This window comes from Rhodoplanes sp. Z2-YC6860, assembly GCF_001579845.1.
Taxonomy (GTDB): Bacteria; Pseudomonadota; Alphaproteobacteria; order Rhizobiales; family Xanthobacteraceae; genus Z2-YC6860.
The window spans coordinates 3843777-3869112 of record NZ_CP007440.1 but is presented as its reverse complement, the minus strand read 5'-3'; the positions used below and the strand labels follow the sequence as shown (position 1 = coordinate 3869112).

Annotated in this window: 26 protein-coding genes and 1 tRNA gene; 10 read left to right on the top strand and 17 right to left on the bottom strand. The window is 64.1% G+C overall.

Going from position 1 to position 25336, the window contains the following annotated elements; all coding sequences use genetic code 11:
* Positions 1-85: 85 nt before the first annotated feature.
* Positions 86-1078 carry a D-2-hydroxyacid dehydrogenase family protein gene (locus RHPLAN_RS17830; protein WP_068020393.1) on the top strand — a complete coding sequence of 331 codons (993 nt, stop codon included), beginning with the start codon at positions 86-88 and terminating at the stop codon, positions 1076-1078.
* A gap of 135 nt (positions 1079-1213) precedes the next feature.
* Here the strand turns inward: RHPLAN_RS17830 and RHPLAN_RS17825 are convergent, their stop codons facing one another.
* The gene (locus RHPLAN_RS17825; RefSeq protein WP_068020392.1) at positions 1214-2101 is read right to left on the bottom strand and encodes a VOC family protein; all 888 of its coding nucleotides are present in this window, start codon (positions 2099-2101) and stop codon (positions 1214-1216) included.
* Positions 2102-2258: 157 nt separating this feature from the next.
* A complete protein-coding gene (locus RHPLAN_RS17820; protein WP_068020391.1) occupies positions 2259-2699 on the bottom strand; it encodes a hypothetical protein in 441 nt (146 codons plus the stop codon).
* A 143-nt stretch (positions 2700-2842) separates the two neighbouring features.
* On the opposite strand from RHPLAN_RS17820, the gene RHPLAN_RS17815 reads away from it, so the two are divergent.
* From RHPLAN_RS17815 to RHPLAN_RS17805, 3 genes are all read left to right on the top strand, one after another.
* Positions 2843-2919, top strand: a tRNA-Arg gene (locus RHPLAN_RS17815).
* Between the two features lie 166 nt (positions 2920-3085).
* Positions 3086-4768: a M23 family metallopeptidase gene (locus RHPLAN_RS17810; RefSeq protein WP_157100326.1), complete on the top strand. Its 1683-nt coding sequence runs from the start codon at positions 3086-3088 to the stop codon at positions 4766-4768.
* Between the two features lie 52 nt (positions 4769-4820).
* Complete coding sequence (locus RHPLAN_RS17805) at positions 4821-6077, top strand: lytic murein transglycosylase (protein ID WP_068020388.1); 1257 nt, start codon at positions 4821-4823, stop codon at positions 6075-6077.
* 11 nt (positions 6078-6088) lie between these two features.
* Here RHPLAN_RS17805 and RHPLAN_RS17800 read toward each other — a convergent pair whose 3' ends face one another.
* The 3 genes from RHPLAN_RS17800 to recJ form a co-directional block, all read right to left on the bottom strand.
* Positions 6089-6973: a class I SAM-dependent methyltransferase gene (locus RHPLAN_RS17800; RefSeq protein WP_068020386.1), complete on the bottom strand. Its 885-nt coding sequence runs from the start codon at positions 6971-6973 to the stop codon at positions 6089-6091.
* A gap of 94 nt (positions 6974-7067) precedes the next feature.
* The gene (locus RHPLAN_RS17795; RefSeq protein WP_068020385.1) at positions 7068-8048 is read right to left on the bottom strand and encodes an ABC transporter substrate-binding protein; all 981 of its coding nucleotides are present in this window, start codon (positions 8046-8048) and stop codon (positions 7068-7070) included.
* 63 nt (positions 8049-8111) lie between these two features.
* Positions 8112-9935: a single-stranded-DNA-specific exonuclease RecJ gene (gene recJ, locus RHPLAN_RS17790; RefSeq protein ID WP_068020384.1), complete on the bottom strand. Its 1824-nt coding sequence runs from the start codon at positions 9933-9935 to the stop codon at positions 8112-8114.
* 165 nt (positions 9936-10100) lie between these two features.
* On the opposite strand from recJ, the gene RHPLAN_RS17785 reads away from it, so the two are divergent.
* Positions 10101-10412, top strand: a complete 312-nt coding sequence (locus RHPLAN_RS17785) for a hypothetical protein (RefSeq protein WP_068020383.1) — start codon at positions 10101-10103, stop codon at positions 10410-10412.
* A 73-nt stretch (positions 10413-10485) separates the two neighbouring features.
* Here the strand turns inward: RHPLAN_RS17785 and RHPLAN_RS17780 are convergent, their stop codons facing one another.
* A complete protein-coding gene (locus RHPLAN_RS17780) occupies positions 10486-10959 on the bottom strand; it encodes a GNAT family N-acetyltransferase (RefSeq protein WP_068020380.1) in 474 nt (157 codons plus the stop codon).
* 91 nt (positions 10960-11050) lie between these two features.
* Between RHPLAN_RS17780 and RHPLAN_RS17775 the strand changes: the two genes are divergently transcribed.
* Entirely contained in the window at positions 11051-11350 is a 300-nt protein-coding gene (locus RHPLAN_RS17775; RefSeq protein WP_068020378.1) for a hypothetical protein, read from the top strand.
* A 7-nt stretch (positions 11351-11357) separates the two neighbouring features.
* Here RHPLAN_RS17775 and glpX read toward each other — a convergent pair whose 3' ends face one another.
* The 4 genes from glpX to RHPLAN_RS40145 all read right to left on the bottom strand — a co-directional run bounded on the left by glpX (position 11358) and on the right by RHPLAN_RS40145 (position 15532).
* Positions 11358-12353, bottom strand: coding sequence for a class II fructose-bisphosphatase (glpX, locus tag RHPLAN_RS17770; RefSeq protein ID WP_068020376.1), 996 nt, complete (start codon positions 12351-12353; stop codon positions 11358-11360).
* Between the two features lie 25 nt (positions 12354-12378).
* Positions 12379-13692 carry a homoserine dehydrogenase gene (locus RHPLAN_RS17765; RefSeq protein WP_068020375.1) on the bottom strand — a complete coding sequence of 438 codons (1314 nt, stop codon included), beginning with the start codon at positions 13690-13692 and terminating at the stop codon, positions 12379-12381.
* Between the two features lie 36 nt (positions 13693-13728).
* Positions 13729-14946 (bottom strand): LL-diaminopimelate aminotransferase, encoded by a 1218-nt coding sequence (locus tag RHPLAN_RS17760; RefSeq protein WP_068020374.1) that lies wholly within the window; start codon positions 14944-14946, stop codon positions 13729-13731.
* A gap of 91 nt (positions 14947-15037) precedes the next feature.
* Positions 15038-15532 carry a hypothetical protein gene (locus RHPLAN_RS40145; RefSeq protein ID WP_198165017.1) on the bottom strand — a complete coding sequence of 165 codons (495 nt, stop codon included), beginning with the start codon at positions 15530-15532 and terminating at the stop codon, positions 15038-15040.
* Between the two features lie 238 nt (positions 15533-15770).
* Here RHPLAN_RS40145 and phaC point away from each other — a divergent pair, with 238 nt between their 5' ends.
* Complete coding sequence (phaC, locus tag RHPLAN_RS17750; RefSeq protein WP_157100325.1) at positions 15771-17597, top strand: class I poly(R)-hydroxyalkanoic acid synthase; 1827 nt, start codon at positions 15771-15773, stop codon at positions 17595-17597.
* A gap of 15 nt (positions 17598-17612) precedes the next feature.
* Here phaC and RHPLAN_RS17745 read toward each other — a convergent pair whose 3' ends face one another.
* The gene (locus RHPLAN_RS17745) at positions 17613-17927 is read right to left on the bottom strand and encodes a type II toxin-antitoxin system RelE/ParE family toxin (RefSeq protein WP_068020371.1); all 315 of its coding nucleotides are present in this window, start codon (positions 17925-17927) and stop codon (positions 17613-17615) included.
* Positions 17917-18207 carry a ribbon-helix-helix domain-containing protein gene (locus RHPLAN_RS17740; RefSeq protein WP_068020369.1) on the bottom strand — a complete coding sequence of 97 codons (291 nt, stop codon included), beginning with the start codon at positions 18205-18207 and terminating at the stop codon, positions 17917-17919. The genes RHPLAN_RS17745 and RHPLAN_RS17740 overlap by 11 nt, the downstream gene beginning before the upstream one ends.
* 134 nt (positions 18208-18341) lie before the next feature.
* On the opposite strand from RHPLAN_RS17740, the gene RHPLAN_RS17730 reads away from it, so the two are divergent.
* Positions 18342-19391, top strand: coding sequence for an amidohydrolase family protein (locus tag RHPLAN_RS17730; protein ID WP_084245101.1), 1050 nt, complete (start codon positions 18342-18344; stop codon positions 19389-19391).
* Between the two features lie 66 nt (positions 19392-19457).
* On the opposite strand, the gene RHPLAN_RS17725 is transcribed toward RHPLAN_RS17730, so the two are convergent.
* Positions 19458-19835, bottom strand: a complete 378-nt coding sequence (locus RHPLAN_RS17725) for a hypothetical protein (protein WP_068020364.1) — start codon at positions 19833-19835, stop codon at positions 19458-19460.
* A gap of 214 nt (positions 19836-20049) precedes the next feature.
* Between RHPLAN_RS17725 and RHPLAN_RS17720 the strand changes: the two genes are divergently transcribed.
* Positions 20050-20448 (top strand): MAPEG family protein, encoded by a 399-nt coding sequence (locus tag RHPLAN_RS17720; RefSeq protein ID WP_068031418.1) that lies wholly within the window; start codon positions 20050-20052, stop codon positions 20446-20448.
* Between the two features lie 36 nt (positions 20449-20484).
* Here the strand turns inward: RHPLAN_RS17720 and RHPLAN_RS17715 are convergent, their stop codons facing one another.
* Both RHPLAN_RS17715 and argC read right to left on the bottom strand, forming a co-directional pair.
* Positions 20485-20769, bottom strand: a complete 285-nt coding sequence (locus RHPLAN_RS17715; RefSeq protein ID WP_068020362.1) for a hypothetical protein — start codon at positions 20767-20769, stop codon at positions 20485-20487.
* Between the two features lie 8 nt (positions 20770-20777).
* Positions 20778-21848: an N-acetyl-gamma-glutamyl-phosphate reductase gene (gene argC / locus RHPLAN_RS17710; RefSeq protein ID WP_068020360.1), complete on the bottom strand. Its 1071-nt coding sequence runs from the start codon at positions 21846-21848 to the stop codon at positions 20778-20780.
* Positions 21849-22161: 313 nt separating this feature from the next.
* Here argC and RHPLAN_RS17705 point away from each other — a divergent pair, with 313 nt between their 5' ends.
* Positions 22162-23145 carry a Bug family tripartite tricarboxylate transporter substrate binding protein gene (locus RHPLAN_RS17705; protein WP_068020358.1) on the top strand — a complete coding sequence of 328 codons (984 nt, stop codon included), beginning with the start codon at positions 22162-22164 and terminating at the stop codon, positions 23143-23145.
* 187 nt (positions 23146-23332) lie between these two features.
* Here the strand turns inward: RHPLAN_RS17705 and RHPLAN_RS17700 are convergent, their stop codons facing one another.
* Positions 23333-24205 carry an MBL fold metallo-hydrolase gene (locus RHPLAN_RS17700; protein ID WP_068020354.1) on the bottom strand — a complete coding sequence of 291 codons (873 nt, stop codon included), beginning with the start codon at positions 24203-24205 and terminating at the stop codon, positions 23333-23335.
* A gap of 65 nt (positions 24206-24270) precedes the next feature.
* Positions 24271-25269: an MBL fold metallo-hydrolase gene (locus RHPLAN_RS17695; protein ID WP_068020352.1), complete on the bottom strand. Its 999-nt coding sequence runs from the start codon at positions 25267-25269 to the stop codon at positions 24271-24273.
* Between the last annotated feature and the right edge of the window lie 67 nt (positions 25270-25336).

Sequence of the window (25336 nt, the reverse complement as noted above, 5' to 3'; positions counted from 1 at the left end):
GGCTTTATTAAACCCATTCGCGCTCTCACACCGCACTTCTGCACGCCTGACAACCTGCTATGGTGCCTGCGGGGAACAGCGTGCCATGAAGATTTCAATTCTCGACGACTATCACGATACGGTCCGGACTCTCGCTTGCTTCAAGAAGCTCGACGGCCATGACGTCACGGTTTGGAACGACCACGTCCAGGACGTCGACGCGCTTGCCGAGCGGCTGAAGGACACCGAGGCGCTGGTGCTGATCCGCGAGCGCACCAAGATCCAGGAGCCGCTTCTTGAGCGGCTGCCCAAGCTCAAGCTGATCAGCCAGCGCAGCGTCTATCCGCATATCGACATCGACGCCTGCACCAAGCTCGGCATCGTGGTGTCGTCGAACATGCATCTCGGCACGCCATCCTACGCCACCGCCGAGCTGACCTGGGGCTTGATCATCGCGGCGTTTCGCCAGATCCCGCAGCAGATGGCCTCGCTCAAGGCCGGCACCTGGCAGCTCGGCGTGGGATCGACACTGCGCAACAAGACGCTCGGCATCTTCGGCTATGGCCGGATCGGCGCGGCCGTCGCCGCTTATGGCAAGGCCTTCGGCATGAACGTGGTGGTCTGGGCACGGCCGCAGTCGATGGTGCGCGCCAAGGCCGAGGGCCACCTGGTTGCGCCCAGCAAGCTCGCCTTCTTCGAACGCTGCGACGTCATCACGCTGCACATGCGGCTGGTCGACGCGACGCGCGGCATCGTGACCTACGACGATCTCCGCCGCATGAAGCCCACCGCGCTGATGGTCAACACCAGCCGGGCGCCGCTGATCGAACGCGGCGCGCTCGTCGAGGCGCTGCGCGCAGGCCGGCCCGGGATGGCTGCGGTCGACGTCTATGAGGAGGAGCCGATGCGCGACACCGCGAACCCGCTGCTCAACATGGACAATGTGATCTGCACGCCGCATCTCGGCTACGTCACGCGCGACGAATACGAGCTGCAGTTCAGTGACATCTTCGATCAGATCACCGCCTATACAGCCGGCGATCCGATCAACGTCGTGAACGCGGACGTGCTGAAGTCGGAGCTGCGGCGGACGGCGTAGTTTCTCTCACCGCGGTCATTCCGGGGCACGGGCAACAGCCCGCCAACCCGGAATCCAGTTCCGGAGAAAGCACCTGCTCGGCTGGATTCCGGGTTCGGCCCTGCGGGCCGCCCCGGAATGACAGTGCCTCGGCAGTTATTGCCGCTGCCGCATGTAATCCGGCGACGGCGGCAGGCCCCAGATGTCGCGCACGCCTTCCCACACCTTCGGACGCTGCGGATGGTCTCGGTGCCACGGCCGCGGATCGAAATAGCCGAGCGACTCGTCGAGCATCTTGTCGAGCTCGGTGAACATCTCGATGATCTGATCGTCCGGGTTGCGATGGTAAGTGTAGATGTTGTGCCCAGGACCGTGCCGCCCGGGTCCCCAGGACAGGTTGATGTTCTTCTGCCCGAGGAAATCCATCGCCGACTGCACCTGCGCCCAGTCCTTCAGCTCGAAGGCGACGTGATGCATCTGGGTGCGCTGGCCGCGCACGAAGTTGATGGTGTGATGGTCGGGCCCGCAGCGCAGGAAGACGAACCAGTTTTCGATCCAGTCCGAGACGCGGAAGCCCAGCACCTTGCAGTAGAAGTCCGCGTACTTCTTGCAGTCATCGACGCAGAAAGCGAGATGGCCGAGCTTCAGCGGCCCGATGCCCGGGACCTGCTGCGGGCCGGTGATCTGCTTCTGCTCGGCGAAGATCTCGATCTCGGTGCCCTTGGGGTCCTTGAATACGACGGCCTTGCCAATTCCAGGCGCGGCATCCGAGCGCTCCTCGCCCTTGATGCCTTCCGCCTCGAGCCCCTTCTTGAGGTCGGCAAGCGACGTATGCGGATCGACCTGGAACGACAGCTTGGTGCAGCGCGACTGATCCGACTTATTCAGTTGCACAACAAGATCGCCGACCTTGCTGGCGAGATGCACGTGGCCGTTCTCCTTGCCCGCGACGGCAAGGCCCAGCACCTGCGTGAAATAGTCGGTCTGCCGTGCCATGTCCGGGGTCTCGAAGGTGGCGTGGCTGAAGCGTTTGACCTGGATCATGGTTCCTCCGGATGCGCGAAGCCCCTCCTCGCGCTGCTTGCAACGAATTTGACGGGAACATGCTGGGTTTTCGCCGCTCCAGCAAGGCTTGACCCTTCATGCCGCGCCGGGCCGGCCTGCCAAAATCGCAACACCGGCCCGCATGGCGACGCGGGCTTCAGGGGACCATGTTTTCGATTTCCGGGTAGCGCTGATAGGCGAGCCCCGCGCACATCTGCGGGTTGTCCGGCAAAAACTGGTTTACTTCCCCGGAGAGGAAAATCACGAAGCGCTGCGTCGGGCCTTCGTATTGGTTCTTGCTGTCACGCGGATTGTAGCGAACGCAGGTGATGTATTGCTGCGTGTTACCGACCTGCTTCAGCACCGGCGTCGCGATATAGGCGTCGCGGATCTTGGTGGGGTTCTCGATGTTTCTGCGCAGGAAGTCGGCGACCTCGGGCTTGTAGTCGGCCGGAAACTTCATGGGATCGGGCGGCGGCTCGGTCTTGGCCTTGCCGAACTGAAAGCCCTCCATGCTCGTGCCGGAGCAGCCTGCAAGCAAGCTCCCCGCCAGCAACGCGACGATCGTGAAAGCACGCCCGGCCGTGACGCTCGACAATCTCAAAACTCCCCACCTCGCGCCCCACACGCCCGACCGGATGCTAGACGACTTTCCGGCGCGAAAAAGGCCACCCTGATATCCCCTGCCGCGGCGATCCGCGATTCCCAAGCCGAACCGCTGTGCTATAGCTCAACCCCAGCGGCCCCGTAGCTCAACTGGATAGAGCAATGGATTTCGATTCCATAGGCTGGGAGTTCGAATCTCTCCGGGGTCGCCAGTTCTCCCTGCCCCAACCGCGATCCTGAACAGCGGTTCAGATACGCACCATAAATCCCGGATCGGCACGGACGAATCCGGTGATTCCATCGTGTTGGGCGCTCGCATCGACCCGGCTGGATCGGCTAATTTCACGCTCCGGGGAATCGACTGGCTGAAGGCATTCGGTGAGAACAGCACTGGTTGCAGGCCTGCTGCTGGCATTGGGGGGCGCGGGCGCAACCGCGCAAAGCGCGGCGCCTAACACGGTTCCGGCGCCGAGCACCTTTCAACCCATGAAACCGCCGCGGCTGTCTTACGCCGAGGCCGACTGGCGCGCCGCCGCGGCCTCGCTCGGCGAGGACAATCTGGGCTCGGCGCAACCGATCCGGACGCGGGGCGGCGCACGCACCGCATATCCGGCACTCGTGCGGCTCAACGGCATCATGTCGTCGTATTTCCCGGCGCTGGCCACGAGCCCGGTGCCGGTGCTGCTGCCGTTCGACGTCCCGGCGAGACTTCGCGATCAGGCCGACGGCACGGTCGCCGACGACGAAGTGCGATATTTCTCAGGCTTCGGCGCCGCGACATTCTTCTATCCAGGACCGGCCGGCTATGACGCAGCGTTTGCGGTTCGGACCAACGACATTCCCGAATTGTCCGAGGTGAGATTTCCCGAGCCGATCGAGGTGACCATCTCGGGCTCAGCGCTGCTCTACGAACTCGACACCCCGCCGCAGATCGCGGGCCAGCCGGTGCCGGCGCTGGAGAATGAATTTCCCGGCATCCGCAAGACGCTGCTCGAAAGCCACCTGCGCTATAACTTCGTGCGCTATGGCGTGCCCTACTCCGTCGCGATCGGCTGCTTCGAGACCGCCTCGGTGCGCATGAAGATGCCGTCGTGCCGCACAGCCGATCAGATCGCACAACGCTTCCTGCGCGCGCTGCAGGTGGTCGGCGGCTCACCGCGCGTCCAGCACGCCGTTGAGCCGTGGCCGATCGAACGGCCAGCGAAAGTGTCGCACTCGTTCGGCTACTTCGCACCCGGCCAGGTTCAGTCCGGCACGAGCTTCCGAAGCCAGGGCGGCCGGGCCGACTACACGGTGTACTCGCAGATCCGCTTCCCACTCGCCGACGTGCCGGTGTTTGCCGGCACCGAACTGTTCCGGCGCGGCACGCGGCTGCGCATCACCGATCCGAACGATGTCCTCGCGGTGCAGGCCGCGACCGTGCCCTGGCGCGACAATTTCTGCGAACGGCGCGGCTTCTCGGTGAGCCAGTGTCCGGCCGGCATCGGCCATCAGGGCCAGGACATCCGGCCGCTGCTCTGTCGTCCGGCGCCGAACTCCGACCGCTGCGACCCGCCGGGCGATGTCCTCGCGGTGCGTGACGGTATGATCCTGCGCTCGCCGCGACAGGAGGCCGCCTACCTGGTCGTCAACACGGCGAACGAGCACATTCGCTTCCGCTATCTGCATATGAGCCCGCGCAAGATGGATGCGGACAATCTGCTCAACGGCCGGCGCGTCGCGGAAGGCGAAGTGATCGGAGAGGTCGGCAACTACAGCATGAAAGAAGCCGGCACGAGCTATCACCTGCACTTCGACGTCCAGGTGCCGACCCGCGACGGCTGGGTGTTCGTCAGTCCTTACATGACTCTGGTCTCTGCCTATGAGCGCCTGATCGGCGCGCGCGGCACCGAGCTCATCGACGCCGCCGCCATTCCCGACAATGATCCATCGTCGACAGGATCGGTCGCGACCACCGAGTCGTCGGGCTCCGCGACAACGAGGCATCGCAAGAAGCCGCAATGGGCCAAGGCTCGCAGCAAGGCGAAGTTGCAGCGCCTCAAGCGCTACGCCGGGCGTTAACCGCGACAGTAGCGCGCGTTGCGGGCTTGAGCCGCGCTTCTAGAATGCAGCCATGAATCAGAATCGCCGCTATCTTCTGCAAGGCGCGATCGCGAGCGCGTCCCTCTTTGCCTTCGGTTCGCCTGCAATTGCACGGGCGAAGAAGAGCGCCAAAAGTACCAAGACCGCAAAAAGCGCAAAGAGCGCGCACAGGTCTTTTCCGGAATGGGTCGACGCTTTCCGCAAGCGTGCGCACGCGCGCGGCGTTTCCGACAAGACCTATGACGGCGTGATGAGCGGGCTCAAGCCCGACACCTCGGTCTATGCGCTGCAAAGCGCGCAGCCCGAGTTCAAGGAACAGACCTGGCAGTACGTCAACCGCCGCTGCTCCGACTGGCGGGTGATCAACGGCAAGGAGATCTACAAGCAGAACGCAGCACTGCTCGAGAAAATCGAGCACGAGATCGGTGTCGACCGCTACATCCTGCTGGCGCTGTGGGGCGTCGAGTCCGCCTATGGCGATCCGATGGTGCAGGAAAAATACATGCGGCCGATCTTCCCGGCACTCGCAGCGCTGGCCTATGGCGAGCCGCGACGCAGGGCCTATTGGGAGCAGGAGCTGCTCAACGCGCTCGTCATCGTCGAGCGCGGCTGGAGCAAGCCTTCGGAGATGCGCGGCTCTTGGGCTGGCGCCATGGGCCACACCCAGTGGATGCCCGAAGTCTGGCTCCACATGGGCTTCGATTTCGATCGCGACGGCCGCGTCTCGCCGTTCGGCAGCCCGGCTGACGCCCTCGCCTCGACGGCCCGCTATCTTGTCAAGCGGGGCAATTACCGGCGCGGCGAGCGCTGGGGCTACGAGGTCAAAGGCGCCCATGGCGGCCGCTCGCACACGCTCGCCGATTGGAAGAGCCTGGGTGTCACGCGCGCCGATGGCGAGGCGCTTCCTGCCTCACATGCGGTGATGCGTCTCTGGGAGCCGGAGCGTGGCGGCCCGCAATTCCTGATCGGACAGAATTTCAAGGCGGTGCGAAGCTACAATCCGTCGAACAACTACACGCTAGCGATCTGCCATTTGAGCGACCTGCTGCGCGGCGAAGGACATTTCGTGAAGCAATTCCCCGGCGGAGAGCGGCCGCCGACCGTGGCCGAACTCAAGGAATTGCAGGAGCGGCTCACCAAGGCCGGCTTCGACACCGGCGGCACCAACGGCCGCATCGGTTCGGACACCATGAAGGCGGTGCGTGCCTATCAGAACAAGGTCGGCATCGAGCCCGCCGACGGCTACGCCGGGCTCAAAGTTCTGGCGCGGCTGCGCGCGGGCTCTTAGCCGCTCGTGCTTCAATTGATCTGAATCCAAAACGAATTCCCCGGCTTGGTCGTCCCCGGATAGGTAACAGGAATTCCGAATTGGCTGATGATCGGCGCCGTCTCCGCATTCTTTGATACAAAGTAATTTGGCAAGACGACGCGATATCGCGACGATCCGCCGAGCAGCAGCGCACCCAGCAGGTATTGCTCGGAATACAAACGCCCATCCCATTCGGGCAAGTAATCGTCAGGCCAGAAAATGTCATGGAAGTGAACGAGCACTCCCTCTTTCAAGCGCGGAAGAACGTCCAGGAAAAACGCGGTGGTATCGGAGTTCGTGAACACACGGTGCGATCCGTCGAAAAAAACAATATCACCGGCTTCAGCACGATCGAAAACCGATAGCTCGACGTCCTCCAGCGGAGATCGCACGACCTCGTCACAGAGCTCGTCGATCTCCAACCGGGGATGCGGATCGATGGAAATCATGCGCGTGGGCAGTGAAGCGGCGGAAATTGCCGCCTTGACGTATTTTGTCGAATGGCCGCTGCCGACTTCCAAATAAATCTTTGGCTCTCTGCTCAAAACAAAATACATCAGCGCCGCGCCGTCCAGCGAGCTGTACCAACGATTGTTCCAATACGGCAGAGTTGGCGCAGTCTGTTCGTAGGAGACTTCTGCGAAGCGGTCTTCGTATTTGAGAAAATCGCACAGCAATGAACTGAATGACGTCAGCTCCGAAGCGAGCAGATTCTCGATTGGCTTGTGCGGGCTTCGACCGTGCCCCCATCTCGAACGCACTTGGATTGGGTAATAGTCCTCTGCAATGCCGCTCCAGCGCGGCTTCCCATAATCCGAGCGGGATATGTCGAACCCCGTAAGATTGATGAGACGCCGCACGGTGTTGTTGATCATGACTGCGCCCTTTCAGTCACGCGCCCGACACGGGTCGCAACTCTATTCGAAGAGTTCAGAACGCATCATTGGACGTGGTGTTCCCAACCGCCTGTCAGATTTTGAAGCTCTCAAGAGTTCCCTTGTGGAACAGTTCCTCGACCTTCACCAATCGTGACGACAGACCCTGGGCGTGGTGGTGCTTGAGGAAGCTCTCCAGCGTCTTGCGGTTGGCGTCGACGCCGTAGGGCCAGTAATCGTCACCCATCAGCGCACGCGCTTCGGCCACCCGCTCCTCGGCGAACGGCAGCGTGATCTTGGTCGCCGACGTATCCCACAGATGCGCGAGCGCTGCGGCCTTCGACTGCTCGAAAGCTTTCAACACCGCGCCCGGCAGCCACGGATGCTGTTCGGCAAGCGTCCTCCGCACGCCGATCAGATGCATGATCGGGAAAATCTGCGTGCGCTTGAAATAGTCCTTCGCGGCCTCCACCGGATCGCGGAACAACCAGCCGATGTTCTTCGATTGCACGTTCGGTGGCCGCGGTGCCATGAAACCATCGATCTCGCCATCAGCCAGCAGCTGCGAGATGGTCTTGCCGTCCGGCGCGTTGTCGAGCCGCACCCCCTGCGGCAATTGGATGGTGATCTTCTCCGGCCGCCCGGCATGCTCGATGCCGCCGCGGATCCAGTGGATGTCCGACGGCTTCACGCCGAAATCGTCTTCGAGGATGGCGCGCGCCCAGACGTTCGCGGTCAGCTGGTACTCCGGGAGGCCGACCTTCTTGCCCTTCAGGTCTTGCGGTTTCTGGATGCGGTCGGTGCGCACATACATCGAGGTGTGGCGGAACATCCGCGACACGAAGGCCGGAACGCCGACGTAAGGGTTGTTGCCCGCCGCGGTCTTGACCGTGAAGCTCGACAGCGAGCATTCGCAAATGTCGAAGTCTTCGCTGCGGAACGCGCGGAAGAAAATCTCCTCCGGATAGAGCTTCATGAACACCGGATCGACACCGTCGATCTGGACGGCGCCGTCGATCAGCGGCCGGTTGCGGTCATAATCGCCGATCGCGACGGAGAGATTGAGCTTCGACATTGGCTTGCGGTCCCGGCCTTTCTTGTTTGCGGGCCGGGAGTATGCCGATCCAATGCGCGCTCGTCACCCCGGATTGGGCAACGCGATATCCATGATGCGGAACTGCACGCGCTCGTTGCCGTTCCAGCGATCGACGCTCAGCGTGCCGGCCGCATGTATGGCCTGACCGCGGCTTGCGAGCAGCGCCTGGCCGAGTGGCTGTCCCATGGCGCGGAACGCGATGGCGTTGATCATCGTACCGTCGCCGGCGCGAAGTCTCACGCGGACATGCGCCTGCCCCACCTCCTCGGCATAAGCCACCGTGTGCGACGGCAGCGCGATCACGGGCTCGGGATTGCCGGCACCGTAGGGCCCCGCCCGCGACAACGTCGCGATCAGCGCGAGGTTTGCGCCCGAGGCGCTGACCGCTCCGTCAATCAGCAGCGCTTGGTCCGACCGCGCGACCTCGACGGGCGCGGCCAATTCGCTTTCGAGGTAGGCGCGAAACTCTGAAAGCCGCTCGCGCTTCACCGTGATGCCCGCCGCCATCGCGTGGCCGCCGCCTTTGAGCAGCAGGCCATTGGCAACTGCGCGTCGCACCGTGCGGCCAAGATCGACTCCCTGGATGGAGCGGCCCGAGCCGGTGCCAATGCCTCCCGGCTCGAGCGCAATCGCAAAGGCCGGGCGATTGAATCTCTCCTTCAGCCGCGCGGCAAGCAGTCCCACCACGCCGGGGTGCCAATTGGCCGCGGCGGTGACCACCACGGCGCCCTTCTCCTCGAGGCCCAGCGCGGCCATCGCCTCGGCCTCGGCTTCCGCCAGCATGGCCTGCTCCAGCACCTGGCGTTCGCGGTTGAGCCGGTCGAGCTCGGCCGCGATCCGTCCCGCTTCGATCGGATCGTCGGTGGTGAGGAGCTGCGCGCCGAGATCGGCGCGGCCGATGCGGCCGCCGGCGTTGATGCGCGGCCCGAGCAGGAAACCGAGATGCCACGGCTCCGGCGGCCCGGTGAGCCGCGCCACATCCATCAATGCGGTGAGGCCCGGGTTGGTGCGCCCGCGCATCGCGATCAAGCCTTTGGCGACGAACGCGCGGTTGAGACCGCGCAGCGGGACGACGTCAGCCACCGTGCCAAGCGCCACGATATCGAGCGCGCCGAGCAGATCGGGCTCGGGCCTCGTCTCGGTCCAGAAGCCGCGCGTGCGCAGCACGCGGTTGACTGCGACGATGGTCACGAACACCAGGCCGACCGCAGCGAGATGGCCGAGCCCCGACAGATCGTCGAGCCGGTTCGGATTGACCACCAGCGCGTCCGGCAGATTCTCGTCGGCTTGATGATGATCGATGACGATCACGTCGAGGCCGAGCTTCTTCGCCTCCGCCAAAGGCTCGATGCTGGTGGTGCCGCAATCGACGGTGATCAACAACCGGGCGCCACGATCGGCAAGCGCGCGGATCGCGCCGACATTCGGGCCGTAGCCTTCGAAGATGCGATCCGGGATGTGGATGATCGGCTCCTGCCCGCTCCGTCGCAGGAATCGCGCCAGCAGCGAGGATGCCGTGGCGCCGTCGACGTCGTAATCGCCGAAGATCGCGATGCGCTCGCCGCGCGTCATCGCGTCGGCGATGCGCTGGGCCGCGGCTTCCATCGCGGTGACGACATGCGGATCGGGCAACAGCCGCCGCACGGTGGGATCGAGGTAGGCTTCGACATCGCCCGGCTCGACGCCGCGCCCGGCGAGCACGCGCGCCAGCAATTCCGGCACGCCGCTGCGTTGCGCAATGGCCAGCGAACGCGCCGTCGCCCGCTCGTCGAGCCGGTCGCGCCAGGCGCGGCCGGTCACGGAGCTTTCGACGTCGAGAAACAGGCGCGTCTGCGCCTTCGGCATCAAGGCCAGCGCGGCCGTCATGAATGAATCTTCAGAATCATGCGCGCATCATACCGCGTGCCGCACCGCAACCTCACGTAATCGGGAACGCTGTTGCCGCAATCCACCGCGGTGGATTCCACAAATTTGTCCAAAGTCTCTGCGGAAATGCTACCTAGGGCGGAGGCTTTCAAAGGAGCTGGAGAGATGTTCCGAAAGATCCTGTTTGCGCTGGTGGCGCTCGCGACGATTGGTGCGGCGGCTGTGCCTGGCACGGCAGAAGCTCGCGGTCGAGGCTGGGGCGGCCGCGGCGGCTGGGGCCGCGGCGGTTGGGGTCGCGGCTGGGGCGGCCCGGCTGTGGGCCTGGGCCTTGGGCTCGGTCTTGCTGCCGGCTATCCGTACTATGGCGGCGGCTACTACGGATACGGTGGTTACGGTCCGGGACCTTATGGCTGCTGGCGCACGATCCGCGTTGGCACGCCGTACGGCTGGCGCTGGCGCCGCATGTGGGTGTGCTGATCGCGAGCTGCCAAGTTGTAACGTTGATGCGGACGGCGAAAGCCGTCCGCATTTTTTATCGTCCCCGAATTGATCAAGTGCGATCGGCGAACAGGTGCCGATAGACGATGAAGCCCGGCCAGGTGGCGAGCTTGTCGTACAGCACGCGCGCGGTGGCGTTGCTTTCGTGGGTGAGCCAATAGACGCGGCTCGCACCAGCCGCGTGCGCGGTCTTATAGACCGCCTCGATCAGCGCCCGGCCGAGCCCGAGCTTGCGCGCGCCTTCCGCGACGAACAGATCCTGGAGATAGCAGTAGTCGCCGATCGTCCAGCACGTGCGGTGATAGATGAAATGCACGATGCCCAAGAGCTTGCCGTCGACGTAGGCGCCGAGCAGATGCATCGGCTCCGCCGGATCCTGCAGCCGGGCCCACGTGCTGTCGTAGACCTCGCTGCGCACGCTCGTCTTGTAGAATTCGAGATAGCCGGTCCACAGCGGCTCCCAGGCGGCGCGTTGGTCTGACGGCACCGGGCGGATGTCGATGTGCGTCACGATGTCCTTGGCCATGCCCCTTTGTTCCACAAATCCAACGGTTGGAACATCGCCAAAACCGACGCGTTGTCATTCCGGGCGACCACACGACAGACGGGAGCTCACCATGGCCGACGATTACACCACCAACGAAGAACCGATGCCCGTCAACGCAACCCGGAACCTGTTGCTGTGGGCCTCGGGATTTGGCGCGGGCGCCATGATCGTGCTGCTCGGCGGCGTTCTGCTGGTCAACATGGGCGTGTGGGGTCATGACGCCGGCGCCAGCAACACGCCGGCGGCGCAGTCGGCCGCCAATGCGCCGACGCAGCCGGGACCCAATCCGCAGCAGACCAATCCCTCGAGCACACCTGCTCCCTCAGGAACCCCCACGCCGCAGACCACGGGTCAGGCGCAGCAGCACTGACTTCCGATCAGTCGAGGTGGAATTTCTCGAACTGCCGGTGTTCGGCGGTGATGCGACGCACCGTGCCGGTGACGGAGCGCATCACCACGGTGTCGGTCTCGATGAAGTGCTTGCCGAACTTGACGCCGCCGAGCATCGGGCCGGTGGTGACGCCGGTTGCCGCGAACAGGCAGTCGCCCTTCACCATGTCCTCGATTTCGTACTTCTTCTTCGCGTCCTTGATGCCCATCTTCAGCGTGCGCTCGCGCAGCTCCTCGGTGTCGATCACCAGGCGGGTCTGCATCTGACCGCCGATGCAGCGCAGCGCTGCCGCGGCCAGCACACCCTCCGGCGCGCCGCCGCTGCCGAAATAGATGTCGATGCCGGTCTTGGGCTCGGCGCAGTGGATGACGCCTGCCACGTCACCGTCGGAGATCAATGCCACCGCGCCGCCGACCTTGCGAATGGCTTCGATCATGTCGCCGTGCCGCGGCCGGTCGAGCAGGATCGCGGTGATCTCCGAGGGCTTCACGCCCTTGGCCTTGGCGAGATTGAGGATGTTCTCTTCGGTCGGCGCGTCGAGATCGACGGTGCCCTTCGGATAGCCCGGACCGATCGCGATCTTCTGCATGTAACAGTCGGGCGCGTGCAGCAGCGTGCCGGCGTCGGCCATGGCGAGCGTCGCGATCGCGCCCGGCATGTTCTTGGCGCAGAGCGTGGTGCCTTCCAACGGATCGACCGCGATGTCGACCTTGGGGCCGCTCTTGTTGCCGACCTTCTCGCCGATGAACAGCATCGGCGCTTCATCCATCTCGCCCTCGCCGATCACCACGGTCCCGTCGATCGGCAGCTTGTTGAGCTCACGGCGCATGGCATCGACCGCGGCCTGATCGGAGGCCTTGCTCTTGCCGTGGCCGCGCAGCCGCGCAGCTGAAACCGCCGCGCGCTCCGTCACGCGCACAATCTCGATCGTCAGAACGCGCTCGAGCAAAAGGTGCTGCGCGACGGTGATCGAGGATGTCATGGCGGTCTCCTTGTTTGTCCGAGCATCAATTCTTTTCGATGCGGATCAATTGCGGCCGGCCTGAAATAACCTTATCGCGCTGCACCGCGGCAAGTGCCTTGCGCACCGCATCTTCGGTGGTGGCGTATGTGATCAATATGACGGGGACCGGACCTTGCGGCTTTTCGGCGCCCCCGAGCGGACCGGAATGCCGCTGCACGATGGATTCCATCGAGATGTTGTGCTGGGCGAGCCGCTTGGCGATGGTCGCGGCGGTTCCGGGCTTGTCGACCGCGATCATGCGGATGTAGTAGCCGCCCTCGTGACGCTGCATCGGCGCCTTCTTGGTCGCCGCAAGCTTGGCCTGCGGCCGGCCGAACGGCGCTACGCGCACGCCCCGGGCGATGTCGGCGATATCGGCGACCACCGCGGAGGCTGTCGCCATGCCGCCCGCGCCCGGCCCCACCAGCGTGATCGGCGCGATGCCATCGGCATCGATCGTCACCGCGTTGGTCACGCCCATCACCTGGGCAATCGCTGAATCCTTCGGCACGAAGGTCGGATGAACGCGCTGCTCGATGCCCTTGTCGGTCTTCACCGCAACACCGAGAAGCTTGATGCGGTAGCCGAGCTGGTCGGCGGCTTCGAGGTCGGCCGTGGTAATCGAGGTGATGCCCTCGACGTAAATCGCTTCGGGATCGACGCGGGTACCGAAGGTGAGGCTTGCAAGGATCGCAAGCTTCTGCGCGGTGTCATGGCCTTCGATGTCGAACGACGGATCGGCCTCGGCGTAGCCGAGCCGCTGCGCCTCCTTCAGGCACTCGTCGAACGACAGCTTCTCGCGCTCCATGCGCGTCAGCATGTAATTGCAAGTGCCGTTGAGGATGCCGTAGACGCGCTGCACCGAATTGCCGGCAAGCCCCTCCCGCAAGGTCTTCACGATCGGGATTGCGCCGGCCGCCGCCGCCTCGAAGTTCAGCGCGACGCCATGTTTTTCGGCAAGCTCGGCAAGCTCGATGCCATGGCGCGCGAGCAGCGCCTTGTTGGCGGTGACCACGGGCTTGCCGGCCTTCAGCGCCGCAGTGACCGCGGCGCGCGCCGCGCCGCCCTCTCCGCCGATCAGCTCGACGAACGCATCGATACCGGGATCGGTGGCAAGCTTCACCGGATCGGCGACCCAGCGCAGCCGCTTCATGTCGATGCCGCGATCCTTGTTCCGGCTGCGCGCCGAAACCGCGACCACTTCGATCGGCCGGCCGGAACGCAGCGCCAGCTGCTGGCGCTGCTCATCGATCAGGCGCACCACAGAGGCGCCGACCGTGCCGAGACCGGCGATGCCCACTTTGAGCGGGGAAGCCATGGGGAAACTGTGCGTCCGCTTCGTTTAAAGCGGCATTTAGCGCCGCGTGGCGAGAGGGACGACGTTATGGAGCTTTTCCGGCGCTGTTTCAAGGAAACGCCGGATGTTGCGGGCGGCCTGGCGGATGCGCTGTTCGTTTTCGACGACCGCAATGCGCACGAAGCCCTCGCCGCGCTCGCCGAAGCCCGTGCCGGGCGCCACCGCGACCTCGGCCTTTTCGACCAGCAGCTTGGAAAACTCCACGCTGCCAAGCTCGCGGAACGGCTCCGGGATGGGCGACCAGGCGAACATCGAGGCCTTCGGCGGCGGCACGTCCCAGCCGGCCCGGCCGAAGCTTTCGACCAGGACGTCGCGGCGACGCTTATAGGTGTCGCGCATCTCCTTGATGCAGTCGTCCGGACCGTTCAGTGCAGCGGTCGCCGCCACCTGCACTGGCGTGAATGCGCCGTAGTCGAGGTAGGACTTCACCCGCGTCAGCGCCGAGATGATGCGCTCGTTGCCGACCGCGAAGCCCATGCGCCAGCCGGCCATCGAATAGGTCTTCGACATCGAGGTGAACTCGACGCAGACATCCATCGCGCCGTTGACCTGCAGCACCGACGGCGGCGGATTGTTTTCGAAATAGACCTCAGCGTAAGCGAGGTCGGACAGGATGTAGATACCGTGCTTCTTCGCGAACGGCACCAGCTCCTTGTAGAAGTCGAGATCGGCCACATGCGCGGTCGGATTCGACGGGTAGCACACCACCACGGCGATGGGTTTCGGGATCGAGTGTGTGATGGCGCGCTCGAGCGTCGAGAAGAAGCTCGGCGTCGGGTCCGACGGCACCGAGCGGACCACGCCGCCCGCCATCAGGAAGCCGAAGGCGTGGATCGGATAGCTCGGGTCCGGCACCAGCACGACATCGCCCGGCGCCGTGATGGCCTGCGCCACATTGGCGAAGCCCTCTTTCGAGCCCAGCGTGGTGACGATCTGGGTGTCGGGATTGAGCTTCACGCCGAAGCGGCGCGCGTAATAAGCGGCCTGAGCCCGGCGCAGCCCGGGAATACCCTTGGATGACGAATAGCGGTCGGTGCGCGGCTTGCCGAGTGTCTCCTTCAGCTTGTCGAGGACGTGCTGCGGCGCCGGCAGGTCCGGATTGCCCATGCCGAGATCGACGATGTCCGCACCGGCATTGCGGGCGGCCGCCTTGGCGCGATTGACCGTCTCGAACACGTAGGGCGGCAGGCGCTTGATGCGGTAAAATTCTTCCATCGCTCGATCTCTGGATCGGATTTGCTGGTTTGCTGGCGTAACTTGCGAGCGTTATCGCTCGCCGGGACTTGTAACACGGTTCGGACCGAACCTAGTAGATCGTGCGGCTGCTCGCGGACGAAATTGGGGCGGGCGCGCTGGCTTGATCCTGATTGGGCTGGTTTTTATCGCCACTGCTCTTGGCGGTGTTCTTCGCAGCATTCTTGCCGGTGTTTTTGGCAGCATTCTTGCCGGCCGGCTTGGCGTCCTCGGGCTTATAGACCGGCACCCCTGCGGCGATCTGCTGCTGCTTGCGGGCCGCCAGCAGATCGCTTTCGAGCTTCTGCTGCTCGACGTCGGTGAGCACCGTGGCGGTCCGCGGCGGCGGAACATCGTGCACGGCCGGATAGGCCATCTGCGTCGGCCGGGCCGGTGCATTGCCCGGCAGGCCAATCTGCGGCGCCTGCGACGCCGTTTCCGCGAACTTCTCGGAAATCGACCCGCAACCGGACAGCGCAAGGCCCAAAGCAAGGCCTGCGGCGGCCGCCAGCAACGGCCACCTCCTCAACCCAGTCTTCTGCTGCGATGCGGCGTGAAGCCGTCTCATCAATCCTCGACCCCGAAGGTCCCGACTCAACACTCCCCGACCATTGGGGGCGAACAGTGAAATAGGTGTAAATTCAACTGTCTGACCTGGGAATCCGGTAGACGGGCAATATGTCCAAAGCAAGGATTGCGGGGGCACAGCTCGCATACCGGCGACCGGTCACATGGCCGCTCGTATGAACCTTGCATACTAATACCGGTTAGGATGCGTCGGTTAAGCTCCTCGGGCGGCGATGACGATGAACCAGAATACGACCTCAAATGCGGTGGCCGGAGCGACGAAGCTCAATTCGGTCGACGTGGAGGCGTTTTCCAAGAACCTGGCCCGGATGGTCGAGAACGGCGGCAAGGCGCTCGCCGCCTACCTCAAGCCGCGCGAAGAGGGCAAGGCCGAGACCGGCCCGTCCGACGAGATCGCCGACCTGGTCAAGACGCTCGGCGAGGTGCTGGAATATTGGCTGAAGGACCCTGCCCGCGCCGTCGAGCTGCAGGCGCGGCTCGGCCGCGGCTATCTCGAACTCTGGGGCGCGGCGGCCAGGCGCCTCACCGGCGAAGAAAGCGCGCCGGTGGCAAAGCCCGAGCCCGGCGACAAACGCTTCAACGATCCCGAGTGGTCGACGAACCAGTTCTTCGACTTCATCAAGCAGGCCTACCTGCTTTCGACCCAATGGGCGCAGAGCCTGGTCGATGACGCCAAGGGCCTCGATCCGCACACCCGCCAGAAGGCGGAGTTCTACATCCGGCAACTCACCAACGCGCTGTCGCCTTCGAACTTCCTTCTGACCAATCCGGAGCTCCTTCGCGAAACCGTTTCCGCCAACGCCGAGAACCTCGCACGCGGCATGAGCATGCTGGCCGAGGACATTGCGGCCGGCGGCGGCGACCTGAAGATCCGCCAGTCGGATGCCGAGAAGTTCGCGGTCGGGAAAAATCTCGGGGTCACGCCCGGCAAGGTGATCTTCGAGAACAAGCTGATGCAGCTCATTCAGTATCAGCCGTCGACGCCGACGGTGCTGAAGACGCCGCTGCTCATCGTGCCGCCGTGGATCAATAAATTCTACGTTCTCGATCTGAACCCGGAAAAATCCTTCATCAAATGGTGCGTCGATCGCGGGCTCACGGTGTTCGTGATCTCCTGGGTCAATCCGGACGAGCGCCACGCCAAGATGGGTTTCGAGGACTACATGCGGCTTGGGCCGCTCGCCGCATTCGATGTGATCGAGCAGGTCACTGGCGAGCACCAGGCTCACACCATCGGCTATTGCGTCGGCGGCACGCTGCTTTCGATCACGCTCGCCTACATGGCGGCGACGAACGACCAGCGCGCGGCGTCCGCAACGCTGTTCGCCGCTCAGGTCGACTTCACGCACGCGGGCGATCTCAAGGTGTTCGTCGACGAGGCGCAGCTCGAAGTGCTGGAGCGGCGGATGGCCGAGCGCGGCTATCTCGAAGGCAAGAAGATGGCGAACGCCTTCAACATGCTGCGCTCCAACGACCTGATCTGGCCGTACGTCGTCAACAACTACCTGCGCGGCAAGATGCCGATGCCGTTCGATCTGCTGTACTGGAATTCCGACGCGACGCGGATGCCGGCCGCCAATCACTCGTTCTATCTACGGCAGTGCTATCTGAACAACGCGCTGTCCAAAGGGCGGATGAGCATCGCCAACGTGAAAATCGACCTCGGCCAGGTGAAGGTGCCGCTCTACAACCTGGCCACCCGCGAGGACCATATCGCACCGGCGAAGTCGGCGTTTCTCGGCTCGAAGTTCTTCGGCGGCCCGGTGAAATTCGTGCTGTCAGGCTCGGGACACATCGCCGGCGTGGTCAATCCGCCGAACCCCAACAAGGTGAAATACCAGTACTGGACCGGCGGCAAGGCTGGCACCGGCTCGCTCGAAAACTGGATGAAGAAAGCCAAAGAGCATCCAGGCTCGTGGTGGCCGGACTGGATCGAATGGATCAAATCGCACAGCGCCGACGAGGTGCCACCGCGCGAGCCCGGTGGCGGCGTGCTGACGCCGATCGAGGACGCGCCGGGGCGGTATGTGCGGGTGAGGTCATGAGATTGGGGAGCCAGTCTAAGCGAAAAGGTGAGTGAGCTCCCGCCGACCGTCGACGATCCGCACGATCTCGACCGCGTGGATTGGACCTTCATCCGTGTCCGGGGCAGTCGCGTATAAGATCAGATAAGGGTATTCGACCAGCATCCGCATCGATTCACGGATGTCGGTACGCCGCACTCCCATACGCGGCTGCGATTGCAAGAGCTTCACCTTGGCTTCAATGCGATCGAAGTAACGCTCGGCAGCGGCGGGCTGATCGAGCCCGATCAGCACGTAGACATCAAGAAGGTCATCATGTGCCTGGACAGACCAGGTCAGCCTAATCGGCATTGCCAGCGGCTTTCTTCGCGCCCTTCAACCGCGCTCGGGCTTCGCCGCGCAACGTTTTCATGTCGAGTTCGCCGGCATTGCCGCTAGCTTTCCCGGCATCCCATAGCTCACGCAAGCGGTTGATGTCCTCCTGGCGCAGTTCGCGCTTGAACTGCCAATCCCGCACCGCTTCGCGGATGATCTCGCTGGTGGTGGCGTATTCGCCTGAGTCCACGGCCGCCTTAAGCGATGCGACCTGCTCGGTGGTCAGTGCGACGCTCAGCTTCTCGACATTGGCCATAAGGCATCTCCTGCATTGGTAGCAATAAATACTACTTCTTGATACCCATCGCAATGTAGAGCCCTGAATCCAAGTGAGGGTAGACTTCGCCCGTGGCACGCCCGCGCAAAGCGGGCCGCAACGGGAGGGCGACAATGGCGACCGACAGCGAGTCTTCACGGCGCGAGTTTCTCGGCACGTTGAGTGCGGGCGTGGCGGCGGGAGCGATCGCTGCGCCTTCGACCGCAACCGCACAAAGCGCAGCCCCCTTGAAGATCGTCGACTTCCACAACCACTTCATCAGTCCAAGTTGGTCCCTGACCAATCTCGAACGAATGCCTGCCGCAGCGAGGGCCACGCAGGAGAAGATCAACGCCAACATGCAGAGCGAGAGCGCCCTGCTCGCCTCGATCGAAACGGCGGGAATCGCGGCCCGCGTCATCAACTCGCCGACGGCTTTTCTCGAGAACGCCGACGGCAATCCGCCGCCCGACGCCACGCGCCGGATCAACGATCAGATCGCCGAGACCTGCGCCAAGCACAAGGGCAAGCTCTATGGTCTCGCGACCGTCGATCCCTTCTCGGGCGACGACGCGGCGCGCGAGCTGACGCGCGCGGTGAAGGAACTGGGGCTCCGCGGCGTGTTCGTCGAAAGCGCCAAAAAGGATTTGTTGCTCGGCGACAAGGAGACGCGCCCCACGCTGAAGGCGGCCGCCGATCTCGGCGTGCCGGTGTTCGTGCACCCGCAGACCGATCCGCAGCTGCACAAACGATTCTCCCGCACCGGCCGGATCGGGCTCCGCTATGCGCGCGGCACCATCAACGGCGCGGCGCTGATCAACATGCTGGAAGGCGGCGCCTTCGACGAGGCGCCCAAGCTGCACATGGTGGTCACCACGCTCGCCTACGGCGCCCTGATGCTGGCGGCCGGCTTCGGCGACGGCGCGAACATCCGAAGCGACGCGCCCGCGCTCGTCCGCCGCCACGTCTACATCGACACCATGGGATTGCATCCGGCGCTGGTGCGGGCCTCGGTCGATCTGCTCGGCGCCGATCACGTGCTGATGGGCACCGACTGGCCGATCGTCGAGGAGAAATCCGTGCCGGATCGTCTTGCCAAGGCGCTGGCGCATGCGGGACTGGCCCCCGCCGAGCAGCAGTTGGTGGCGGGCGGCAACACGCTGCGCCTGCTTGGCATCGCCTAACACGACGGCGCCTCAACAAAAAACGCCGGCGGTCGTCCGCCGGCGTCTTGCTTTCAAGCGCGCCGTTCAGCGCTGGGGAACAGCCCAGGGCGGCGGAGGCAGAACCCAGGGCTCCGGAGCGGGCGGGATCAGCAGCGGCGGCGGAGCCAGCACCGGCTGTGGAGGCGGCGGAGCGAACACCGGTTGAGGAGCCGGAGCCACCGCGGCCCAGCCGCACTTGCCCGCGGCGTAGAGTCCGTTCATCCCAGCCGTGGCCGCGCCCCAGTCGGGAAAGCCGCCCGCGACCATGACAAATTCTCCCGTCGGCCACGGCGGCGGGCCTGCCGCATTGTCCCAGATCTGGCACATGCCGCTGTTCCAGCGGACCACTGTGACGTCGGCCTTGGCCGACGTGGCCGCGAACGCCGCGAAAGCAACACACGCAATCAAGCTCAGCTTTTTCATAATAAGCCCCTCTTCAAACACGCCGAATAACCGGCGCGGACAATATACCTCGCCGCCGGGACGGCGCGAACCGCCGGTTTTTCCTTCACGAAGTCTTTTGTGCGTTGGCACGGACGGCCAAACCAGTCGGCAGACGCTGGCGCTATCATCGATCCCGGCGGCGAACAGGCTGTCCCACATCAAGCACAGCAACAGCGCCGCCGGGGAGAAAACCATGTCCAAGGAACTGTACTGGCTGACTCTGACGGCCGCGATGACGGCCATCCTTTGGGTGCCCTACATTCTCGACCGCATTATGGTTCGCGGCGTTGCCGGCGCCACCGCCAATCCGTCGCCCAACGACAAGCCGCAATCGGCCTGGGCAGAGCGGATGATCGCCGCGCACACCAACGCGGTGGAAAATCTGGTGGTGTTCGTACCGCTGGTGCTGGTCACGCACGAGTTGAACATTCACACCGGCGCGACCGCGTTCGCCTGCGCGTTCTATTTCTGGTGCAGGCTTGCGCACGTGGTGGTGTACACCGCCGGCATCCCGCTCCTTCGCACGCTGGCCTTCACCGGCGGCTGGGTCGCACAGATCATTCTGGTGAAGGAGATTCTTGGGGCGGGCTGATGGTTCTGTCCGGCGGCGGATTGCCGCCGCCGGACGCTATCGCGGGAACAGCGAAAAGCTCGGGCGCTGAAGCGAGCCGATCGAGCCGCACTGACCCTGGGTGTGCAGCCCGTTCATCGACGCCAACGCCTCGGCCCAGGTGACGAAGTTGCGCTCGAGCCTGACGTATCCACCGTGCCGCCGCGGCGGCGGGCCGTCCGCCTTTTCCCAGATTTGGCACGAGCCGTCCTTGAAGCGGATCACCGAGAAGTCGCCGGCCCTGACCGATGTGGCGGCCAAGGCCATGAATACCGCGCACGCCATCAGGCAAAGCGTCTTCATGCGGACCTCTACGGAAACAACGCGATCTGCTCGATGCCCATTTGCTCAGGATAGCCGAGCACCAGGTTCATATTTTGCACCGCCTGACCGGAGGCGCCCTTCACCAGGTTGTCGAGCACCGAGACGACAATCGCGCGCCCGGGCACCCGGTCTTTTGCGACCCCGATGAAGGTCATGTTGGAGCCGCGCACATGCCTTGTGTGCGGCGTCTGGCCGAACGGAAGCACATGAACGAACGGCTCGCTCGCGTAAAACTTTAACAGCGTCGCATGAAGGTCCTCGACCGAAGCCCCTGGCACACAACGCAAATAGATCGTCGACAGGATACCGCGATTCATCGGCAGCAGATGCGGCGTGAAGGTCGGGATCACCTCGCGGCCGGCGGCGAGCGAGAACTCCTGGTCGAGCTCGGCCATATGCCGGTGATGGCCGACGCCATAGGCGTTGAAGCCCTCCGACACCTCGGAGAACAGCATCTCCTCTTTCGCGGATCGCCCCGCCCCGGTCATGCCGGACTTGGCGTCGATCACGATCTCGTCCGGCACGATCTGCTTGGCCTTGAGCAGCGGCGTCACCGCGAGCTGGGCGCAGCTCGTGTAGCAGCCCGGATTGGCGACAAGCCGCGCCTTCTTGATGGCTTCGCGGTGGATCTCGACCAGACCGTACACCGCCTCCTTCTGCAGCTCCGGCGCATGGTGCTCGTGGCCGTACCACTTCGCATAGGCTTTGGTGTCGTGGAGCCGGAAGTCGGCCGAGAGGTCGACCACCTTGGTGTTCGGCGCCTTGGCGAGAAGCTCCTTCAGTACCTTCTGGGTGGTGGCGTGCGGCAGCGCGCAGAACGCCAGATCGAGGCCGGCCTTGGCCCAGTCGATGCTCTCGATCGACACCAGCGTCGGCAGCTTGAACGGCGCGAACTGCGGAAACACCGAGGCCATCTCCCGCCCGGCCTTGCGGTCGGCGGTGAGCAGCACGAGCTCGACCTTCGGATGGCGCAGCAGCAGCCGCACCAGCTCGGCGCCGGTGTAGCCCGACGCGCCAAGCACGCCGACTTTGGCTTTCGCAGTGTCATTCGCAGCCATGGTCTCAATCCTTTATTCGGTCGTTCAAGGACCGCCGGATCGAGGCCAGTACCGCGGAGATTTTCAGGAAAGACGCCGCGGGCCCTGATCCGGCGGCGCAGACAATATCAGGCGCACGCCGAAATCGTGTGACGGCGGCGGCGCGGACGGTTGATGGTCACGGTCAGGGTCATCGGGCGGCGATATAGCGGCTCGGTTCCCTCCGCGCAAGACCGGCAGCCGGCAGAACCGGCGGCGGGCGCGACCTTTTTGCCCATCGGGCCGGTTCTGGCCGGGGAGTAAAATACCAAAATCGAGATCGCGAGGGCTGCCAATGCTGACCCGTCGCCGCTTGATTGCGCTGTCTGCCGCGCAGGTTGTTGCGCCGAGTGTCCTCGTGCGGCGCGGCCGCGCCGGAAGCACCGACTATCCGAACAAGCCGGTACGCTTCATCGTGCCTGTCGCCGCCGGCGGGCCGACCGACATCGTCGCACGCATGCTTGGTGAAAAGCTTTCGAAGATGTGGGGCCAGCAAGTCGTCGTCGAGAATAAGGGCGGCGCCGGCACCAATATCGGCAACGAGTACGTCGCGAACGCCGAGCCCGACGGCTACACGGTGTTGTTCGCCACGGCGTCGCTCGCCGTAAACACCAGCCTCTACCGCTCGCTGAGCTACGATCCGGTCGCGGATTTTGCTCCGGTCTCGTTGGTCACGGAGCTGGCCTATTTCGTCTTCGTGCCGAACTCTTCTCCCGCGCATTCGATGAGGGAGTTCATAGACTACGCGCGATCCCGCTCCGGCAAGCTGACGATCGCGTCGCCCGGCACCGGCAGCGCGCCGTTCCTGGCCGAGATGCTGTTCCTGCAAATGGCCGGCATCCAGATGACACACATTCCCTATCGCGGAGCGTCGCCGGCATTCGCCGATCTTCTGCCGGGTCGTGTGGACTGCTATTTCGGCAGCGGCTCGTTGCTGTCCTATGCGCGATCGGGACAGGTTCACGTGCTGGGCACGACCGGATCCAAACGGGATGCGGCCGCGCCGGATGTGCCGACCATCGCCGAGTCCGGCGTGCCGGGCTACGACGTGACGGCATGGCAGGCGCTGTTCGTGCCAGCAAAGTCGCCGCCTCCGATCATCCGCAAGATCAGCGCCGACACCACGGCGGCACTTGCCGATGCGGAGATCAAGGACAGACTCGCCAAGAACGGCTACGTCGCCGAAGGTTCTTCGCCCGAAGCGCTCGGCAAGCTCCTGAAATCGGAAATCGCCAAGTGGAGCTCGGTGATCAAATCGGTCGGCATCAAGATTGATTGAGCAACGATGCACCCGGCGCTGCAGCGGCGTGTCCCAGGCGCGGCGCAGCACGAACGCAGTGAAGTGATGCGACGCAGACCCGGGACCGTTCCAAAGGCGGTGTGCGTAACGGTCCCGGATCAGCAGTGCGGCACTTCGCGCCGCACGGCGTCCGGGACATGTGGGGAGAGAGTTACGCCATCCCCCGCTAGATCGAATTCATAAAGCTCGGCTTGTACCCGCTGCCGTTCTTCTCGATCCGGGCCAGCGCCGGGAACGGGAAATGATAGGCCTGCACCGGCAGCTTCTCGGCCGCGAGCATGTCGTAGACGCGCTTGCGGGTCGCTGCGGCCTTGGGCGGGTCCTGGTCGAAGAAGCCGTGCCAGTCCGGATACGGCGCGAACACCGCGTAGTTGTTGCAGACGTCGGACTGCACATAGACGGTCTTGCCGCCCGACGTGACGATAAACGACGTGTGGCCGATGCTGTGGCCGGGCGTGCCGACCGCGGTGACGCCGGGCACCACCTCCTTGTCCCAGGCGTAAGGCGTGACCTTGCGCTTCAAGGTGTCGAACACCCGGCGGTTGTTCTGGAACAGCTCGGTCATGCGCCCTTTGGAGGCGCGGCTCATCTCGCCGTCGTCCATCCAGAATTTCCACTCGACCTCCGGCACCTTGATCTCGGCGTTCGGAAACGCCGGCGCGTTGTCGGGCATCAACAGGCCGTTCACGTGGTCGGCGTGGAAATGCGAGATCACCACCACGTCGATCGCGCTCCGCTCGATGCCGGCGGCTTGCAGATTGGCATTGAGCGTGCCGCGCTCGCCTTTGCTCTCGATGGAGGCGGCCTCGCCGTTACCGGTGTCGAACAGCACCTTCTTGCCGCCGGTCGTGAGCACAATCGGCGAATAGGTGTTCTTCATCTTGTCGGTCGGCTGCCCCGCGGCGGCGAGCGCCTTGGCCAGTTCCTCAGGACTCGCATTGACGAGATACTTGTCGTTCACCGGTACCTGCCGGAAACCATCCGACAGAACCGTAACCTCAATGTCGCCGATCTTGTAACGATGCACTTCAGAGGCCATTACCCATTCTCCTAAAAACGAAGGCCGCCAACATGGGCGGCCCCGGTTTCAGTTGCAAGCGCACTTCAGAGCGCGGTGTTCCAGAGCACCGGAATTTCCCGATAGCCGGTGCCGCTCTTCTCGACATGGGCCACGCTCGGGAACGGATAGTGGAAGCCCTGCACCAGCATCTTCTCGGCGACCAGCATGTCGTAGACCTTGCGCCGCGTCGCCTCTGCCATCACGGGATCCTGGTCGTAGAACGCATGCCAGCCGGGATTGCGCGCGAACAGATACGGCGCGTGCGTGACGTCGGCTTGCACATAGACCTTCGCCGCGCCCGACGACACCACATGCGAGGTGTGGCCGGGCGTATGCCCCGGCGTGCCGACCGCGTGCACACCCGGAATCACCTCCTTGTCCCATTCGTAGGTGCGCAGCCGCTTCAGCACGTCACCCGAGATCACCCGCCGCACGTTCTTGAATACGTCTTCGATCCGGCCCTTGGGTGCGCGGCTCATGTTGCCATCGTCCATGTAGTACTGGTGCTCGTTGGCCGGCACCAGGATCTCGGCGTTCGGAAATGCCAGCGACTTGTCGGCCTTGAGCAGGCCGTTGATGTGATCGCCGTGGTAATGCGAGATGATCACGGTGTCGATCGCGTTGGCATCGATGCCGGCCGCGGCGAGATTGGTCATCAGCTGACCGGTTGCGCCCTTGCTCGAAACGAACGCTGCCTCGCTCGTACCGGTGTCGACCAGCGCGAGTTTCGATCCGGTGTTGATCACGACCGGATTGTAGGGGCCGATGAAGAAGCCCGGCTCCATGAAGGCGGCGGCAAGCGCAGCGTTGACCTCTTCCTTCTTGACGTTGGTGACGAAAGCATCGGTCACCGGCAGCCGGTTGGCGCCGTCGGTGACCACCGTCACCTCGATGTCGCCGACCTTGTAGCGATAAAAGCCTGCGACCTGCTTGCCGGCAACAGGCGCTGCCGCGCGCGCGGTCGACGGCATGCCCACCGCGGCGGCGCTGGCGCCGAACGCTGCGGTGGCTGCAAGCACATGGCGCCGTGTCAATTTCGTCATTGTATGCCTCCCTCTGCCCGGCATTGTTGCGATCGCCGGTTCGGATTGCCCTTCAATCCAGCTCCGC

Coding starts and splice junctions, on each gene's coding strand:
- RHPLAN_RS17765 (WP_068020375.1), bottom strand. CDS start 13,692: ATGGCTTCCCCGCTCAAAGTGGGCATCGCCGGTCTCGGCACGGTCGGC.
- RHPLAN_RS17800 (WP_068020386.1), bottom strand. CDS start 6,973: ATGATCAACAACACCGTGCGGCGTCTCATCAATCTTACGGGGTTCGAC.
- RHPLAN_RS17740 (WP_068020369.1), bottom strand. CDS start 18,207: ATGGCCAATGTCGAGAAGCTGAGCGTCGCACTGACCACCGAGCAGGTC.
- RHPLAN_RS17705 (WP_068020358.1), top strand. CDS start 22,162: ATGCTGACCCGTCGCCGCTTGATTGCGCTGTCTGCCGCGCAGGTTGTT.
- RHPLAN_RS40145 (WP_198165017.1), bottom strand. CDS start 15,532: ATGAGACGGCTTCACGCCGCATCGCAGCAGAAGACTGGGTTGAGGAGG.
- RHPLAN_RS17715 (WP_068020362.1), bottom strand. CDS start 20,769: ATGAAGACGCTTTGCCTGATGGCGTGCGCGGTATTCATGGCCTTGGCC.
- RHPLAN_RS17825 (WP_068020392.1), bottom strand. CDS start 2,101: ATGATCCAGGTCAAACGCTTCAGCCACGCCACCTTCGAGACCCCGGAC.
- RHPLAN_RS17720 (WP_068031418.1), top strand. CDS start 20,050: ATGTCCAAGGAACTGTACTGGCTGACTCTGACGGCCGCGATGACGGCC.
- RHPLAN_RS17795 (WP_068020385.1), bottom strand. CDS start 8,048: ATGTCGAAGCTCAATCTCTCCGTCGCGATCGGCGATTATGACCGCAAC.
- recJ (WP_068020384.1), bottom strand. CDS start 9,935: ATGACGGCCGCGCTGGCCTTGATGCCGAAGGCGCAGACGCGCCTGTTT.
- RHPLAN_RS17775 (WP_068020378.1), top strand. CDS start 11,051: ATGGCCGACGATTACACCACCAACGAAGAACCGATGCCCGTCAACGCA.
- RHPLAN_RS17695 (WP_068020352.1), bottom strand. CDS start 25,269: ATGACGAAATTGACACGGCGCCATGTGCTTGCAGCCACCGCAGCGTTC.
- RHPLAN_RS17745 (WP_068020371.1), bottom strand. CDS start 17,927: ATGCCGATTAGGCTGACCTGGTCTGTCCAGGCACATGATGACCTTCTT.
- RHPLAN_RS17785 (WP_068020383.1), top strand. CDS start 10,101: ATGTTCCGAAAGATCCTGTTTGCGCTGGTGGCGCTCGCGACGATTGGT.
- RHPLAN_RS17780 (WP_068020380.1), bottom strand. CDS start 10,959: ATGGCCAAGGACATCGTGACGCACATCGACATCCGCCCGGTGCCGTCA.
- RHPLAN_RS17730 (WP_084245101.1), top strand. CDS start 18,342: ATGGCGACCGACAGCGAGTCTTCACGGCGCGAGTTTCTCGGCACGTTG.
- argC (WP_068020360.1), bottom strand. CDS start 21,848: ATGGCTGCGAATGACACTGCGAAAGCCAAAGTCGGCGTGCTTGGCGCG.
- glpX (WP_068020376.1), bottom strand. CDS start 12,353: ATGACATCCTCGATCACCGTCGCGCAGCACCTTTTGCTCGAGCGCGTT.
- RHPLAN_RS17830 (WP_068020393.1), top strand. CDS start 86: ATGAAGATTTCAATTCTCGACGACTATCACGATACGGTCCGGACTCTC.
- RHPLAN_RS17805 (WP_068020388.1), top strand. CDS start 4,821: ATGAATCAGAATCGCCGCTATCTTCTGCAAGGCGCGATCGCGAGCGCG.
- RHPLAN_RS17725 (WP_068020364.1), bottom strand. CDS start 19,835: ATGAAAAAGCTGAGCTTGATTGCGTGTGTTGCTTTCGCGGCGTTCGCG.
- phaC (WP_157100325.1), top strand. CDS start 15,771: ATGAACCAGAATACGACCTCAAATGCGGTGGCCGGAGCGACGAAGCTC.
- RHPLAN_RS17760 (WP_068020374.1), bottom strand. CDS start 14,946: ATGGAAGAATTTTACCGCATCAAGCGCCTGCCGCCCTACGTGTTCGAG.
- RHPLAN_RS17700 (WP_068020354.1), bottom strand. CDS start 24,205: ATGGCCTCTGAAGTGCATCGTTACAAGATCGGCGACATTGAGGTTACG.